Source organism: Acidihalobacter aeolianus (genome assembly GCF_001753165.1).
GTDB lineage: Bacteria > Pseudomonadota > Gammaproteobacteria > DSM-5130 > Acidihalobacteraceae > Acidihalobacter > Acidihalobacter aeolianus.
In genome coordinates this window covers 1,003,339-1,018,733 of record NZ_CP017448.1, presented here as the reverse complement: position 1 = coordinate 1,018,733, position 15,395 = coordinate 1,003,339, and the positions used below count along the sequence as shown (strand labels likewise).

Annotated in this window: 20 protein-coding genes; 19 read left to right on the top strand and 1 reads right to left on the bottom strand. The window is 60.5% G+C overall.

The window, feature by feature from the left end; all coding sequences use genetic code 11:
• Window positions 1–81: 81 nt before the first annotated feature.
• Entirely contained in the window at window positions 82–564 is a 483-nt protein-coding gene (ispF, locus tag BJI67_RS04740; RefSeq protein ID WP_231940901.1) for a 2-C-methyl-D-erythritol 2,4-cyclodiphosphate synthase, read from the bottom strand.
• Between the two features lie 297 nt (window positions 565–861).
• On the opposite strand from ispF, the gene BJI67_RS04735 reads away from it, so the two are divergent.
• The 19 genes from BJI67_RS04735 to BJI67_RS04655 all read left to right on the top strand — a co-directional run bounded on the left by BJI67_RS04735 (window position 862) and on the right by BJI67_RS04655 (window position 15,364).
• A complete protein-coding gene (locus BJI67_RS04735) occupies window positions 862–1,395 on the top strand; it encodes a DUF1697 domain-containing protein (protein ID WP_070072063.1) in 534 nt (177 codons plus the stop codon).
• A 181-nt stretch (window positions 1,396–1,576) separates the two neighbouring features.
• Window positions 1,577–2,083 (top strand): GNAT family N-acetyltransferase, encoded by a 507-nt coding sequence (locus BJI67_RS04730; protein WP_070072062.1) that lies wholly within the window; start codon window positions 1,577–1,579, stop codon window positions 2,081–2,083.
• A gap of 295 nt (window positions 2,084–2,378) precedes the next feature.
• Complete coding sequence (locus BJI67_RS04725; protein ID WP_070072061.1) at window positions 2,379–2,762, top strand: hypothetical protein; 384 nt, start codon at window positions 2,379–2,381, stop codon at window positions 2,760–2,762.
• Between the two features lie 20 nt (window positions 2,763–2,782).
• On the top strand, window positions 2,783–3,397 hold the full coding sequence (locus BJI67_RS04720; RefSeq protein ID WP_231940900.1) for a VOC family protein: 615 nt from the start codon (window positions 2,783–2,785) through the stop codon (window positions 3,395–3,397).
• A 54-nt stretch (window positions 3,398–3,451) separates the two neighbouring features.
• A complete protein-coding gene (locus tag BJI67_RS04715) occupies window positions 3,452–3,736 on the top strand; it encodes a YciI-like protein (RefSeq protein WP_070072059.1) in 285 nt (94 codons plus the stop codon).
• Window positions 3,733–4,293 carry a GrpB family protein gene (locus BJI67_RS04710; protein WP_197513309.1) on the top strand — a complete coding sequence of 187 codons (561 nt, stop codon included), beginning with the start codon at window positions 3,733–3,735 and terminating at the stop codon, window positions 4,291–4,293. The genes BJI67_RS04715 and BJI67_RS04710 overlap by 4 nt, the downstream gene beginning before the upstream one ends.
• Window positions 4,280–4,765: a GNAT family N-acetyltransferase gene (locus BJI67_RS04705; RefSeq protein WP_083250641.1), complete on the top strand. Its 486-nt coding sequence runs from the start codon at window positions 4,280–4,282 to the stop codon at window positions 4,763–4,765. The genes BJI67_RS04710 and BJI67_RS04705 overlap by 14 nt, the downstream gene beginning before the upstream one ends.
• A gap of 204 nt (window positions 4,766–4,969) precedes the next feature.
• Entirely contained in the window at window positions 4,970–5,371 is a 402-nt protein-coding gene (locus tag BJI67_RS04700; RefSeq protein ID WP_070072058.1) for a VOC family protein, read from the top strand.
• On the top strand, window positions 5,368–5,847 hold the full coding sequence (locus BJI67_RS04695; RefSeq protein ID WP_070072057.1) for a GNAT family N-acetyltransferase: 480 nt from the start codon (window positions 5,368–5,370) through the stop codon (window positions 5,845–5,847). The genes BJI67_RS04700 and BJI67_RS04695 overlap by 4 nt, the downstream gene beginning before the upstream one ends.
• A 300-nt stretch (window positions 5,848–6,147) precedes the next feature.
• On the top strand, window positions 6,148–6,681 hold the full coding sequence (locus tag BJI67_RS04690) for an Hsp20/alpha crystallin family protein (RefSeq protein WP_231940899.1): 534 nt from the start codon (window positions 6,148–6,150) through the stop codon (window positions 6,679–6,681).
• A 78-nt stretch (window positions 6,682–6,759) separates the two neighbouring features.
• Complete coding sequence (locus tag BJI67_RS04685) at window positions 6,760–7,932, top strand: polysaccharide deacetylase family protein (RefSeq protein ID WP_070072055.1); 1,173 nt, start codon at window positions 6,760–6,762, stop codon at window positions 7,930–7,932.
• A gap of 142 nt (window positions 7,933–8,074) precedes the next feature.
• Complete coding sequence (glgA, locus tag BJI67_RS04680) at window positions 8,075–9,547, top strand: glycogen synthase GlgA (protein ID WP_070072054.1); 1,473 nt, start codon at window positions 8,075–8,077, stop codon at window positions 9,545–9,547.
• Between the two features lie 37 nt (window positions 9,548–9,584).
• On the top strand, window positions 9,585–11,048 hold the full coding sequence (locus BJI67_RS04675) for a glycosyl hydrolase family 57 (protein WP_070072053.1): 1,464 nt from the start codon (window positions 9,585–9,587) through the stop codon (window positions 11,046–11,048).
• Window positions 11,049–11,291: 243 nt separating this feature from the next.
• A complete protein-coding gene (locus BJI67_RS17285; protein WP_156782027.1) occupies window positions 11,292–11,537 on the top strand; it encodes a hypothetical protein in 246 nt (81 codons plus the stop codon).
• A gap of 775 nt (window positions 11,538–12,312) precedes the next feature.
• A complete protein-coding gene (locus BJI67_RS17280) occupies window positions 12,313–12,612 on the top strand; it encodes a hypothetical protein (RefSeq protein ID WP_156782026.1) in 300 nt (99 codons plus the stop codon).
• Window positions 12,613–12,846: 234 nt separating this feature from the next.
• Window positions 12,847–13,092, top strand: a complete 246-nt coding sequence (locus BJI67_RS04670) for a hypothetical protein (RefSeq protein WP_156782025.1) — start codon at window positions 12,847–12,849, stop codon at window positions 13,090–13,092.
• A 146-nt stretch (window positions 13,093–13,238) separates the two neighbouring features.
• Window positions 13,239–13,880, top strand: coding sequence for a DUF2238 domain-containing protein (locus tag BJI67_RS04665; protein WP_070072051.1), 642 nt, complete (start codon window positions 13,239–13,241; stop codon window positions 13,878–13,880).
• A 134-nt stretch (window positions 13,881–14,014) separates the two neighbouring features.
• Entirely contained in the window at window positions 14,015–14,248 is a 234-nt protein-coding gene (locus BJI67_RS04660; protein ID WP_070072050.1) for a hypothetical protein, read from the top strand.
• A 126-nt stretch (window positions 14,249–14,374) separates the two neighbouring features.
• Window positions 14,375–15,364, top strand: a complete 990-nt coding sequence (locus BJI67_RS04655) for a zinc-dependent alcohol dehydrogenase family protein (RefSeq protein WP_070072049.1) — start codon at window positions 14,375–14,377, stop codon at window positions 15,362–15,364.
• Window positions 15,365–15,395 lie beyond the last annotated feature (31 nt).

The following is a 15,395-nucleotide window of genomic DNA, read 5'->3' as shown; positions in this document are numbered from 1 at the left end:
CGTCGCCCTCGGGAAAGCGTGCAGAAAGGCCGAACAGTATACGCCTATACGCCGCCGCCCACACGCCGGGCCGGCAAGCCCTCAGGCCGGCAGCAACAGCGCCACGGCGTGCGCCGCGACGCCCTCCTCGCGCCCCGCAAAACCCAGCCGCTCCGTGGTCGTCGCCTTCACGTTCACCCGCCCCACCTCGATCGCGAGGTCGGCCGCCAGATGCACGCGCATCTCTTCCACGTGAGGCGCGAGTTTCGGCGCCTGGGCGATGATGGTGCAGTCCACATTGCCCACCCGCCAGCCGTGCTCCACCAGCTTCTGCAACACCGCCCGCAGCAGCGCGCGACTGTCCGCCCCTGCATAGCGCGGATCGGTATCCGGGAAATGCCGCCCGATGTCGCCCAGCGCCGCCGCGCCCAGCAGCGCGTCGCACAGCGCGTGGATCAGCACGTCGCCGTCCGAATGCGCCTTGAACGCCCGGTCGTGCGCGATGCGCACCCCGCCGAACATCAGATGATCGCCCGCCTCGAAGGCGTGCACGTCGTAACCGTGGCCGATACGCATGTCGGTCATGACTGCCAGCTCCCAACGAAATTCAGCACATTATCGACGCATTCCCGCTGCGTGCAATTGCGCGACCGCAACTTGAAATCCTCGTGCGGCGCTCCGAGTTCATCTGCTGTCGGACAGACGCATTTGCAGCCTGGCGAGGAGGCACCCGCCAAGCATGATTGACATGACAGATCAGACCCTGTTACCCAACCCTCGCGCGCTTCAATATCTTCCACCACAGATCGCGGCACTGATGAGCAAGCATATTCCGGACATTCCCACTCCCAGCCCGCCATCTCATGCCCACCAGGAAATGCCATGAACACCTACATTGCGCTCCTACGAGGCATCAACGTGGGAGGGAAAAACTCGCTCCCGATGCATGAGCTTGCAAGTTATTTCGAAGAAATGGGCTGCGAAGGCGTCAAGACTTATGTCCAAAGCGGCAATGTCGTATTTCAAAACAGACGCAAACTGGATGAGCGCGACACCGCGATCATCGCCAAACGCATTCTGCAAGCGAAGGGATTCGAACCGAAAATCCTGCTCCTGACTTCAGCGGAACTGGGCACGGCGATTGAAAACAATCCTTTCCCAACCGACAACGGAAAGGCCCTGCATTTCTTTTTTCTGGAATCGCGTGCGGAACGGCCCGATATCGCGCAATTGGAATCGGCGAAAGCCGATACCGAGACCTTCCATCTTGGCGACAGGGTGTTCTATCTGCATGCACCGGACGGTGTCGGTCGCTCAAGACTGGCGGCAAGCGCGGAAAAGGCCTTGGGAGTATCGACGACGGCCAGAAACTGGAATACCGTGGCCAAACTCATTTCAATGCTGGAACTGAAATAACCGCAACGATCGCACAGCAACCCATCGCCGCTCGACACATCGGCTGCACGAAACTACGACATCAGAAAGACGCCCCCTTTATACTTCACCCCATCGCCCATCCACAAAACGCAAACGCCCTCATGCGCTTATCGCATCGAGGCCTATCCCGCCACGTTCATTACCCACGACACCAGGCACCATGAAACCACGTCTCACCCTGCGCAATCCGGAACCAGAAGATCAAGCTGAATTTCTGGAACTGGCGCGTGCTAGCCGCGCCTTGCACAGCCCGTGGATCACCGCGCCCTCGACGCCGGAGCAGTACGCAGCCTACATGCTGCGGATTCGAGAACCGATGAATCACGGCTTCCTCGTCTGCAAGGCTGATACAGGCACCATCGTCGGGGTGGTCAATATCAGCAACATCGTACTCGGCGCCTTCTTTCATAGCGGATATCTCAGCTACTACGCATTCGCCGGCCACGAACGCCAGGGCCTGATGCGAGCCGGGCTCATATTGGTCATACGGCACGCCTTCAAGAGGCTCAAGTTGCATCGGCTGGAGGCGAACATTCAGCCCACGAATGCGGCGTCGATCGCCCTGGTCAAATCGTGCGGCTTCAACAAGGAAGGTTATTCCCCGCGATACCTCAAGATCGGGGGGCGCTGGCGCGATCACGAACGCTGGGCGATTCTTGCATCTTGAGTCCGGCGCATAGACCTCAGTATCGAAATGCTCCCAGAAAAGACGAACTTCGGCACCCACGACTAGCGCAAGAATCTTCTGACAATTGTGGCGAATGCCACCCCGTCCTGCGAACTGAGTTCCTGTCCTTCACGCCCCAAAACATGTTCGAACAAGTCACGCCATACCTTGTCGAACCCGCACTGGAGAAAGTGCTTTGCGTGATCGTCAGATCCGATCGCCCCTAACCTGCCGGGTACCTATCCCTACCCACGTGCGCCAGACCAACACCCGTTCATCACCCTGCGAGCCTGCCATGGAATTCTTTGCCGAAATCCCGGACCCCGACACTTCCATCGACCACATTCGCCAGACCGTGACCATCGAGCGTCTACCAGACCTGTGCGCCTCGATCGAATCCGTGCTGTCGTCCACCCCGGACGGATACGGTGAGATCTACTGTGTGTGGGGCCGCTTCCGCGTCGCGCGCGAGCCTATCCAGAATGGCGTACGCTTTTCCTTGCTGAACTGCCCTCATGCACTGGCGTGGACCGTGGCCCTGCACGAAAATCCGCGCGCACTCGTCGTGCACTGCACCATCGACGACAAAACCGTCGAGCAGGAGTTCGCCGAATCCATCGAGCAATTCGTGGCGGATTTCGCGCAAGGACTGGGTGACAACCCGTTGCGAAGCGCATGACAGAACGACACGCAGCGCGCATGCCGCATGACGATGCTGGTATAAAGGGAAAAACGCCGACGCAGCGAAAACCGGGGGTCCCAATGCGCTGGAAAGGCATTCATCACGTCGAGTTTTCGGTGCTCGAATATGAGAAGTCCGTCCGCTTCTTCGACGCCATGTTCGGCTGGCTTGGCTACAAGAGTTTCTGGACGCTGGACATCGGCTACCGGTCGACGTACTACATGGCGCGCTTCCCCTTTTTCCACAGCTATGTCGGCATCCAGCCGGCGTCGGGCGGAGACAGACTGGACCCGGAGCAACATCTGCCCGGCATTCACCACGTGGCACTGTGGGCCAGAAACCGACGCGAAATCGACGATTTCTACCAGGGATTCTTGCTGCCTAACGGTATCGAGGTTTCGGACCCGCCCGCCGAATACGCCGTCTACACGCCCGGCTATTACGCCGTGTTCTTCAACGATCCTTACACAGGCATCCATTTCGAACTCAGCCATACCCCGCTGATACCCTCCCCTTCCGCGTACAGGCGATGGATCGCGGCGCTCAAGGATGAGTGGAAAAAACATCCCGAATGGGACCAGCCGCCCTGGAAGGCCGCCATGCGCCAGCTGCCGCCGAAACCCGTAAAATAAGCATTCGGAGCCTAGCGACCGCCCGCTCACGAATCGCTCCATCAGGCAAACGACATGCATTACATCCTCTTCTACGATTACGTCGAAAACATCATCGAGCGGCGCACGCCGTTCAGGCAGGCCCATCTGGCGCTCACCGAAGAATATGTCCGCCGCGGCGAACTGCTGCTGGGCGGCGCGTATGCCGATCCGGCGGACGGTGCGGCGCTGATCTTCAAGACCGAGGACCGCAGCCGGGTGGAATCCTTCGTCGCAAACGATCCTTACGTGCGCAACCGTCTGGTGACCGGATGGCGTATTCGCGAGTGGACGGTCGTCGTCGGCTCGACACTTGCGTGAATCCCAGCGCCATGATCGTCGAAGTGGTGCCTTACGACCCGGCATGGCCGGCGCACTTCGAACGCGAGCGAGATGCCCTGTTCGAGGCGCTGCCCGCCGTGATCGAAGCCGTCCACCATATCGGCAGCACCTCGGTCGAGGGACTCGCCGCCAAACCCATCATCGACATGCTCATGGAAGTGCGCAGCCTGCGCGAACTGGACGCCGCCGCGGAATCGCTCGCCGCGCTTGGTTACGAGGCGCTCGGCGAATACGGCATTGCGGGCAGACGTTATTTCCGCAAAGGGGGGATGCGCAGAACGCATCAGATCCACGCCTTCGCGACCGGCGACGAAAACATACTCAGGCACCTCGCGTTTCGCGATTACCTGATATCGAACCCCGACGTGCGCGTCCGCTACGCGGAATTGAAAATCGGGCTGGCCGCCAGCTGCAACAACGATATCGACGCGTACTGCGCCGGCAAGGACGCCTTCGTCAAACATCACGAACAAAGGGCCCTGGCATTACGCGCGGCAGAACAGCGCGCGAAGCGGCGTGACAATGCGCGCGACTGACTCGCCCCTGCAGATCGATTACCTCGCGGATCGACCGGAGCTGTTGCCGGAACTCGCCCGTCTGCAACATGCCGAGTGGGGGCGCTTCAACTCTGGGCGGACCCTCGACGAGCGCATCGCAAACCTCCAGCGCTGCAGTCTCGGGCGTACGGTTCCCACCACCGTCATCGCCACGCAGGGCGGCATCCTGCTGGGTTCCGCGATGCTGGTCGATCACGACATGAGCACCCGGCCGGACATTTCACCCTGGCTGGCCGGCGTGCTCGTCATACCCGAGTTTCGTCGGCGGGGCATCGCGACAAAGCTCATCGAACGGATCGAACAGGAGGCCACGTCACTCGGGATTCCGACACTCCATCTCTACACCGACACGGCGTCGCGGTTTTACGCCAAACGCGGCTGGTCATGGGTGGAAGACTGCACGTACAGAAACGTTCGCGTGACCATCATGCAACGGACCCTGGCCGGGTAATCGTAGCGTTGCCTCGCCCCGTTGTCGGCCTGCCGAATTTCTCCCGCCGAACCGACTGACGCAGCCGCATGTCGAACATATCGGTATGCTCAAATACCGGACGGAACCGAACGGCGTGTGCCTGTATCTACAGCATACCGATCGCGTAGCCGAATAATGCAGTTTCAATAAAAATCGCAGTTTCAATAAAAACCAAGGCAGACCATGAACATCGACAGTCTCGACCACCTCGTGCTGACCGTGCAGGACATCGACGCCAGCTGCGCCTTTTACACCGAAGCATTGGGCATGCAGGTCGTCACCTTCGGCGCGGGGCGCAAGGCGCTGCGTTTCGGTACGCAGAAAATCAATCTGCATGCCCACGGACACGAATTCGAGCCCAAGGCCCGGCAGCCGGTTCCGGGATCGGCCGATCTGTGTTTTCTGACCTCGACACCGATCGCCGCGGTCGGCCGCCATCTCGCAAGCTGCGGCGTCGAAATGCTCGGCGCCCCCGTCGCCCGGACCGGCGCCAGCGGCCCCATCGTCTCCATCTACTGCCGCGACCCGGACGGCAATCTGATCGAGATATCGAACCAGGCGCCACACAGCGAAAAACCGACATGACCGTAACCGTACGACCGGCCAGCCCAGCCGACGCCGCTTCAGCATGCACCGTGCTGCGACGCTCGATTGCCGAGGTCTGCGGCCCGGATTACGCATCCCTGGATGGCTTTGTCGAAGACTGGCTGGCTAACAAGACGCCGGAGAATGTCGCGACCTGGATCGCCAATCCCGCGCTGTATTTTGCGGTCGCCTGTACCGGCGATCCGGAGGAAATCGTCGGCGCTACCTGCGTGGCACGGTCCGGGGAAATCCTGCTGTGCTACGTCATCCCGGAATATCTGGGCCAGGGTTGCGGCCGCGCTCTGCTTGCCGACCTGACGCAGACCGCTCGCACCTGGGGACTGGACAAGCTCGCGACATCGAGCACGACTACTGCCCGAGCTTTTTATGTACGGCAGGGATTCACTCCCAGCGGCTCCCCCGTCATACAGGACGGACAACCCATAGAAATCCCCATGACGAAATCGCTCGCCTGAGCCGAGTACAGGCCAGGCCGGCGTGCGCCTAATTTGCGCTATGTCACGAGTTTTCAAAAAACTTCGTGCAGGCTGATTCCCGATGACGTTACTTGCCTGATTTCGGTATTTTTAAGTGCCGCACTGCAACAGGCGCAGCATGCGACGCGAACTACACTCTATTGACTTTGCGCACGCGGGTCGCCGGCCACCCGGCGATGACGTCGGGACGACACGCAGCACGCAAGCCCGGCGTGGGCGCGACCACGCCGGGTTCGGATAGCGGCGCGCATGCTTGCTGGCAGGCGCGCCGCCCATGACATGGCCGAACTGTCAGTTGTGCGACCGAAGCAAGGAGGTGTAGCCATGGCCAAAGAGCCGAAAAAGCAGGATGTGCAACCGGCCCAGCCCACGCGGGCCCTCAGCCCGTTCGAGGAAATGGATCAGCTGTTCAACCAGTTCATGCGCCGCGGGTGGATGCGACCCTGGCGATTCGAATGGCCAAACACGCCAGAAATGTCACTGCCCGACATGAAGCTGCCCAAGGTTGACGTCATCGACCGCGAATCCGAGGTGGTCGTGCGCGCGGAACTGCCGGGCGTCGACAAGAAGGATATCGACATTTCGGTCGGTGAAAACGCCGTCACCATCAAGGGCGAAACCCGGCACGAGAGCAAGGACGAAAAAGGCGACTATTACCGCAGCGAAATCACCCGCGGTTCGTTCAGCCGCACCGTGGCGCTACCGTCGCCGGTCAACGGCGGCAGTGCTAAGGCGAGCATGGACAACGGCGTACTGGAGATCACGCTGCCCAAATTGGAAAAAGCAAAACGGCACAGCGTCTCCGTAAGCTGAAGCCGGTAACGCCATGACATCGCCGCGGTCCGGCAGCGGGCCGCGGCACAATCCTTCCACCCCCTGGAGCGAAAGCAGATGCAGCAGGCCCACCATGCGCTGGTACTCAACTTTCATCAGCCGTCCGGTAATCTGCAGGACCTGCTGGACACCCAACCTTGGGAAACCCATGAAATCCTGTTCGCCCTCGACCGTATGCCGCGATCGCTATGGGGTCGGGAGGAAACGGCGCGCGTGCATCTCGCACTGTCGGGCACACTGCTCGAAACCCTGGCCGACCCGGCGTTCCAGCAGCGCGTGTACGGCATCGTGGACGTCGGCGCCCTGCTCTGGCATCTGCAGAACGAGCGTCTTTTCCGCATCCTCGGCACCGGCTACTACCATCCGGTAATACCGCTGATTCCGGAGACGGACCGGGCGGCTCACCTGGAACGCTGGCAGGGACTTGCCCGCCACCTCTTCTGGCGCGACCGCTTCGACGGTTTCTGGCCGCCCGAGATGGGCTTCAGCATGGAGATGATTCCTCTGCTGCGCCGATTCGGCTACCGCTACGTGCTGGTCGACAGCGAGCATGTGCGCGCGGTGACTCCGATGCGCTGGGAGGAGCTGCGCTATCGGCCGCATATAGCGCGCTATCAAGGCGAGGAAATCGTCGTGGTGGTGCGCGACCGCGACCTGTCGAACGCCCAGGAGTCCGGGCTGGAGGCCGCCTGGTTCGAGTGCGAAATCGCCGAACGCACGCGCTGGTGCGACTTCCCGCCTCTGGTGACCACCGCAACCGACGGCGACAACGGGGGCTGGTTCCGCAACACCACCGAAGGCGCGAATTTCTGGTCCTCGTTTTACCGCGACCTACTCGACCGAGCCGCTGCGCCCGACGCCACGGTCAGACCCACATTCATCGACGACTATCTCGACCGCTTCGGCGCCCACGGCGAGGTACATGTCGAAACCGGCGCCTGGAACACCGGCTGGCACCACGGCACGGGCTTCGTGCAATGGACCGGCTCGCAGGCACAGCGCGATGCGCTGGCTCGCGCAGCCGAGCTCAGCGCGGCCTGGCACGCCCTCCGCAGCCGGCTGGGACAAGTGCACGAGGACCTTCTGGAAGACGCCTACTGGCGCATCCTCCGTGCGCAGACGAGCTGCCATTTCTATTGGGGCGAGGCCTGGGTGCACCGCTGTCATGCCGACCTCGACGCGGTGAGCGAACGGCTCGCGAACCTCGGCCGACTTCCTGCCCGCGGCTGATTCGGTTATACAGGAACCCAGCCCCACTCAGACACACAATCATCAGGAAAATTAATCAGCCGGCGCAACGTGGGCGCGAACGAATCCCCGCCGCCGAACTCAGAACTTCATACAAATCCGCACAACGAGGTTGGACCGAGTCATGTACATCGTGATGGTTGCATCGGAATGCGCCCCAGTCGCCAAGGTAGGCGGTCTCGGCGACGTGGTCTTCGGACTGAGCCGCGAACTGGAAATACGCGGCAATGCGGTCGAAATCATCCTGCCCAAATACGACTGCATGCGCTACGACCAGATCTGGGGCCTGCAGGTGGTCTATGAAGACCTCTGGGTCACCTGGTTCAACCGCTTCATCCACTGCACGGTGTTTTTCGGTTACGTTCACGGCCGCAAGTGCTTTTTCATCGAGCCGCACTCCGAAGAAAACTTCTTCAACCGCGGCACCTTTTACGGGTTTCCCGACGAGCACATGCGCTTCGCCTTTTTCACCAAGGCGGCGATGGAATTCATGCTCAAGAGCGGCAAACGCCCCGACGTGATCCACTCGCACGACTGGCAGACCGCGCTCGTCGCCCCGCTGCTGTACGAAATCTACGCCCACCACGGCATGGCGAATCAACGCGTGTGCCATACGATTCACAATTTCAAACACCAGGGCATTGCCGGCGCAAACGTGCTGTGGGCAACCGGGCTCGGACGTCCGGAATATTATTTCGATTTGGCGCGCATGGGCGACGATTTCAACCGTACCGCGATCAATTTCATGAAGGGTGCGATCGTCTACTCGAATTTCATCACCACGGTATCGCCACGGCATGCCTGGGAGGTACGCCACACCGAACAGGGTTTCGGCCTGGGACATCTGCTGCATATGCATCAGGCGAAATTTGGCGGCGTGCTCAATGGCCTGGATTACGAAATGTGGAACCCGGAAAGCGACCCCCATCTTCCGGCGCATTACGGCATTGCCACGCTGGAGCACAAATACGACGACAAGCGCGCGCTGCGCGAGCGCCTATGGCTGGCGGACAACTACAAACCCATCGTCGCCTACGTCGGACGTCTCGACCAGCAGAAGGGCGTGCATCTGATCCGCCACGCGATCTACTACTCGCTGGCCAACGGCGCGCAGTTCGTACTGCTCGGATCGAGCCCCGAATCCAGCATCAACGGCCAGTTCCTGCACATCAAGGCCGAACTCAACGACAACCCGGACTGCCATCTCGAAATCGGCTACAACGAGGAACTGGCGCATCTGATCTACGCCGGCGCGGACATCATCGTCGTGCCCAGCATGTACGAGCCCTGCGGCCTCACCCAGATGATCGGCCTGCGCTACGGCACCGTGCCCGTGGTACGCGCCGTGGGCGGACTTGCTGACACGGTGTTCGACCGCGACTTCTCCGACAAGCCGCCCGCCGAGCGCAACGGCTACGTCTTCCACCAGACCGATGAACTGGCCTTGGAAACAGCCTTGGGACGCGCCATCGGACTCTGGCAGCACCACCCCGACGATTTCCGCGAACTGATCGAGAACGGCATGCGTTGCGACTTCTCGTGGAATCACCCGGGAGAACATTATCTGCGCATCTACGAATACATCCGTCACCGTTAACCCGTTTTAATTCAGCCACCCACGCCGAGGAGGCTCCATGGCCGAACTGCCCGAATACGTCGACGGCCTGCCCAATATCTGCGGCAGCGAAGATCAGATTTCCCGAACCCTCGCCGAGCGTGGCGACGGCCAGCAGTATCTACCCGAAAGCGGCATCGACTTCAGCCGCGTGCGCGCCGCGGCCGCCAATGCCCTGCACATGCACCAGCCGCTGATCCCCGCCGGCGGCGACGACCTGCACACCGCCGCCATCATCGGCAATCTCCAGCACATGATGGAGCATCAGGACATCGGCGATAACCACAACGCCCCGGTCTTCCTCCAGTGCTACAAGCGCATGGGCGAGTACATCCCGCAACTGGTCGGAGACGGCAAACGGCCGCGGGTGATGCTGGAATATTCCGGCACCCTGTTTCACGGCCTGCGCCAGATGGGTGCGCACGATGTACTCGACGCGCTCAAGACGATCACCTGCAACCCCGAATACCGCCATGCGGTCGAATGGCTGGGCATGCCCTGGGGCCACCCCGTCGCCCCCTCGACGCCGGTGCAGGATTACCGGCTGCACGTGCGCGCCTGGCAACAGCATTTCGCCGGGCTGTTCGGCCTGGAAGCGCTCGCCCGCGTGAAGGGTTTCTCGCCCTCCGAAATGGCGCTGCCCAACCACCCCGACGTCGCCTACGAATTCGTCCGCACCCTGCGCGAATGCGGCTACCAGTGGGTGCTGGTGCAGGAACACACCGTCGAACGCCCCGAGGACGGCCACAACCCGCACACCCCACATCTGCCCCACCGCCTGGTGTGCACCAATTCGCGGGGCGAGACGGCCAGCATCATCGCCATCGTCAAGACCCAGGGTTCCGACACCAAGCTCGTCGCACAGATGCAGCCCTGGTATGAAGCGCAGGGTCTCGCCCGTCGCGAACTGGCCGGGCGCGAGGTGCCGCAACTCGTCACCCAGATCGCCGACGGCGAGAACGGCGGCGTGATGATGAACGAGTTTCCGCCGAAATACATGGAAGTGGTCAACACCGCGTCCGGCAGCGACGTGCCCCTGCTCAACGTCAGCGAATATCTGGAATACCTTGCTGAGCTGGGCCTGCACGAAGCCGACTTCCCCGTCATCCAGCCCACGTTCCAGAAACGCATCTGGGAACGCATGCAGCCCGGCGACGGCCCCGACCGACTGGCCGCCGTCATCGACGAACTCAAGCGCGAAGACGAACGCTTCAACATGGAGGGCGGCAGCTGGACCAACAACCTCTCCTGGGTCCGCGGCTACGACAACGTCCTCGGCCCGATGGAAAAGGTCAGCGCACTGTTCAACGAAAAGGCCCTGGCCGCCGGCGTCTCCAGCCAGGAAGGTCGCTACCGCAACGCCCTGTTCCACCTGCTCGCCTCGCAGACAAGCTGCTACCGCTACTGGGGACAGGGCATCTGGACTGACTACGGCCGCGAAATCTGCCGCCGCGCAGAGGCCATTCTGAATAACGATTTTTAAGGAAGTCTGATTTGAACAAACCAGGCCGTGGTGACCGGAGGCAACCTACTTCCCTCCGGTCATCGTGGTTGCTGCTGAGCGGAAGCAGATGACAGTGAGTTGGTTTTGTTCGACGGTTTCGGCCAACAGCTGTCACCTCGGTCACCACATCTGACTGACTGGTTACTACTGAATAGGCAAATCAACAGATCTGGAGATGGCAACAAATATTTTGGTCATGTTGTTCAATCATGTGGAGTATTTATGTCTATCGTAGTACTAAAACCCACCCCGCTTGCTTCCGAGTTGTTTACAGTGGACCCGGTTTCACAGATGCCCTCGTCGATGATTCTAAGCACCGAGGAATATGGTGATGGGGTAATACCATTTGTGGGACAAAAAATTGATAGAAATGGTGTAACTCTAGTTGTTATGTCAGTAGATACAGAATCTGATGATGGTGGCAACTATCTCTATAGAGCTGTAGTAGGTTTAGAGAAAGAAACGTGAATGAAACTTGTGAATTTGCTAAATACAAATAATCAATCACTGTTTTGACAAAGCCGGAATCGGTATTCAATCTTGCCTGAATACGTACTACGAACAGACCTCGACCGCACACGCCGCCTAGTTACATAGCACGCGTTCGCCGTCCAGACGGAATCTGCTCGGATGGTGTCCTGTCAACCGAGCCCATGCCAGCACGTTCTGGCAAAGCTACGAGGATGCATCGGCGATGCAGAGAACAGGCCATGATATATATTGCTGATATCAACATCAGACCGCGAATGGCCGGTATATCTCTTTATGGACTCCTCCTCCACCCCTTTCCCGATTTGACACGTGACTTCGACAATCCGGGCGGGGGGCGGTATCAACGGCCTATTTCGGAAAGCTGATTGAGACATCGGCTCGATTGCATGCCGGTAGTTACGCTACAAAACATTAGGACATGTTCATCATGCACTCGGCACCAGTGTTGGTCCATGTCTTAGGGCCTGTCCACACTATGCGGTGGGGCGCTTTAGTGACTGGAAAACCGCCAATCAAGGCGCGAGGATCACAGTTTGTGCGATTCCAAATCAGCGACGAGCAACACCGGTGGCGGTTTTTCAGCCGCCCTGCAGGGCCGGGCCGCTTTCCGCGTCTCGCGGTGTTGCCGCTCGCTCATGCGGCCGGCCACACCGCGCTCACAGCGCCTGGCGAGTCGCGGAAAGTGGCTCCGGCAGCACTCCACCCCATAGTGTGAACAGGCACTAACAACCAGCAACAAGAGGATCAGGAGATGACGCCCTATTCAGGTAATCTCGATCAGAAAACCTTGCTGATTACGCTGAAGAGCATTTCAACACGGGACAACGAAGGCACTCCTAGCGGCGCTATTTATGAGGAGCAACGCCTGCATGGGATGAGTCCTGAAGAGCATGAAGTGGTGATGTCCAATCTGCTCTCTGAAGGCTTTACAACCCGCGAATATATATTTGGAAACCCGGTCTATCGGCTAACAGAAATGGGACGTCACTTGATAGAAGAGTGGCGTGACAGAATGCCATGGCCGGAAGCAGGCCATGAATCAGCAGGCTAATGGCTGCTGATTCATGGTGATGCGCGCAGATAGCGGATTCGTTATACCATCCCCGCCATCCCGAAATTCGTCATAAGTGAATTGCAGTCTTCTTGAACGATGCATCACTGATGCCTTCAGCCTCAGTTGATGCGTCCCTATCTGCTGCAACACAACACTAGCGTGCCTTGCCCAACCTCTAGAATGGACGGCAATTCGGTATGTCGCTGGCTTATCTATTGATCGGAGACAGATGTGAGCATTTGGATAAAACTCAGGATCACCAACGGATTATTTTGGCTATGGATGTGGTTTAGTTCGGCCATGCTGCCATTGCATCACGGCAGTTCAAACTTTCTTCTGGAGAAACTCAAACAATTTGTCACCTTGAATCCCAACCTACATGACATTCCAAAATTTATTGGGAACGGTATTGCTATTGTTCTTCTCTGGTATGGCATCGACTGGGTAATCCGCAGAAAGCAAAGGATGGAATCCTGAAAGGTTGACCCTATCTTGCCTTCAGATGATTAGACCGCGCGGTGGCTCACGGGATTAATGCCGGCAAGGTTTCCAGCAAGCCCCCCTTCCGGAAGCCTACAATCAATGGCGACGACAACGCTTCCGCCCAGGTTTCCAGACCCATCATGTCCAGACGCATTCCGTTTCTTCTACCGCTCATCACAGCCTCGCTGATCGTCCTGCTCGGTGTTTCGGTCGTTGCTGCACAGGATCGAGCCACCTGGGCGATGGAGGTGGCGCCAATCTGGGTGGTAGTGCCCGTTTTGTGGCTCAGTTACCGGCGTTTCCCGCTGACCGGTCTGCTGTATGCGCTGATTTTTGTGCATGCTCTCGTCCTCATCCTCGGCGGCACCTATACCTATGCGCGCGTGCCGCTGGGCTTCGAAATCCAGGAATGGCTGGGGCTGCACCGCAATCCCTATGACAAGATCGGGCATTTTTTCCAGGGTTTCGTCCCCGCCCTGGCGGCGCGGGAAGTTCTGATCCGTGGTAGTTACGTGCGCGGCAGGCGGATGCTGATCTTTCTCGTGATCTGCGTCGTACTCGCCATCAGCGCCGCCTACGAACTCATCGAATGGGGCGCCGCAGTGGCGCTCGGCCAGGGGGCGGACGCCTTCCTGGGTACCCAGGGCGATCCCTGGGACACGCAGTCGGACATGCTGTTCGCCCTCATCGGCGGCATCGCCGCATTGACGCTGCTGCCCAGGGTTCATGACCGCATGATCGCACGGCTCACCGGTAGCGAACCCAATGGGTCGCCTCCATGAACGTGTAATCCGCACACTCGCCGGCACACTCCGGTTTGCCATCCCGCCGTCCGGCAGCTATATTCGCATCTACTTATATTCTTGCCCCGGGCTCCCGTCCGGCGGCTAGACAGTAAACGACGGAGCGGGACGACATGCAGGACTCACAGGCTTTCAAGGATGCCCTTCACAAGACCTTGCTGGCGAAGACGCGCGCAGGCCGCGTGTTCAAGCTCGTGGTGTTCTGGACCGTGCTCTTCGTGACCTTCGTGGTGCCTCTCGGCGTGCTGGTGATCTACCACCTTTGGCGGCATGGCAACGCCGTCGCCGAGGCCCAGACCCGAAAGGCCGCTCCGCCGACGCTACAGCCGGACACCGAACCCGCCTGACCCGCCTCTCCGGCTTGCGCGACATCAACACCGCCACATTCGCCGAGAACCCCGATTCGCCGCAAAGGTCTACCCTCTAGGCACGCCGCCCGCGCGCGGCGGTGCATCGGGACGGAGGGCAATGCGATGAAGGCGATGGTACTGGAGGCGATCGGCGAACCCCTGCGCGAGGTGGAGCGCCCCAACCCCGAACCCGGCCCCGGTCAGGTGCTGCTGAAGGTGGAAACCTGCGCGATCTGCCGCACCGACCTGCACCTGGTGGACGGCGAACTGCCGGACATCCCTCTGCCCATCGTGCCCGGGCACGAAATCGTCGGCCATGTGGTGCGCTGCGGCCCCGGCGCCGACTTTGCGCCGGGCACCCGTCTCGGCGTGCCGTGGCTCGGCTACAGCTGCGGCGAATGCGAATTCTGCCGTCGCGGCGAGGAAAACCTGTGCGCCGAGGCGCGCTTCACCGGCTACCAGATCGATGGCGGCTATGCGGAATACACCGTCGCCGACCATCGCTACTGCTTCCCCATCGATCCCGTCTACGACTCGGCCGAGGCCTCGCCGCTGATGTGCGCCGGGCTGATCGGCTACCGCTCGCTACGCCTGTGCGGCGACCACGTCCGGCGTCTGGGCCTCTACGGCTTCGGCGCGGCGGCGCATCTGATCGCCCAGGTCGCGGTCTGGCAGGGCCTGGAGGTCTACGCCTTCACCCGCAAGGGCGATACCCAGGCGCAGGACTTCGCACGCGGCCTGGGCGCCGTTTGGGCCGGCAGCTCGGACGAGCACCCGCCCGAAGCCCTTGACGCCGCCATCATCTTCGCCCCTGTCGGCGCGCTGGTGCCCGCGGCGCTCAGGGCCGTACGCAAGGGCGGCACGGTGGTCTGCGGCGGCATCCACATGAGCGACATTCCCTCATTCCCCTATGACATTCTGTGGGGCGAGCGCAACCTGCGCTCGGTGGCCAACCTGACCCGCCGCGACGGCCACGAATTCCTCGAACTCGCCCCCCGCGTACCGGTGCGGCCCGTCATCGAGCGCTTCCCCCTATCCGCCGCCAACGAGGCCCTCGACCGGCTGCGCCATGGCCAGCTGACCGGCGCCGCAGTGCTGGTGATGCCCGGTTGAAGAGGCAACCAGGCAACGGCACGCGCCGTAC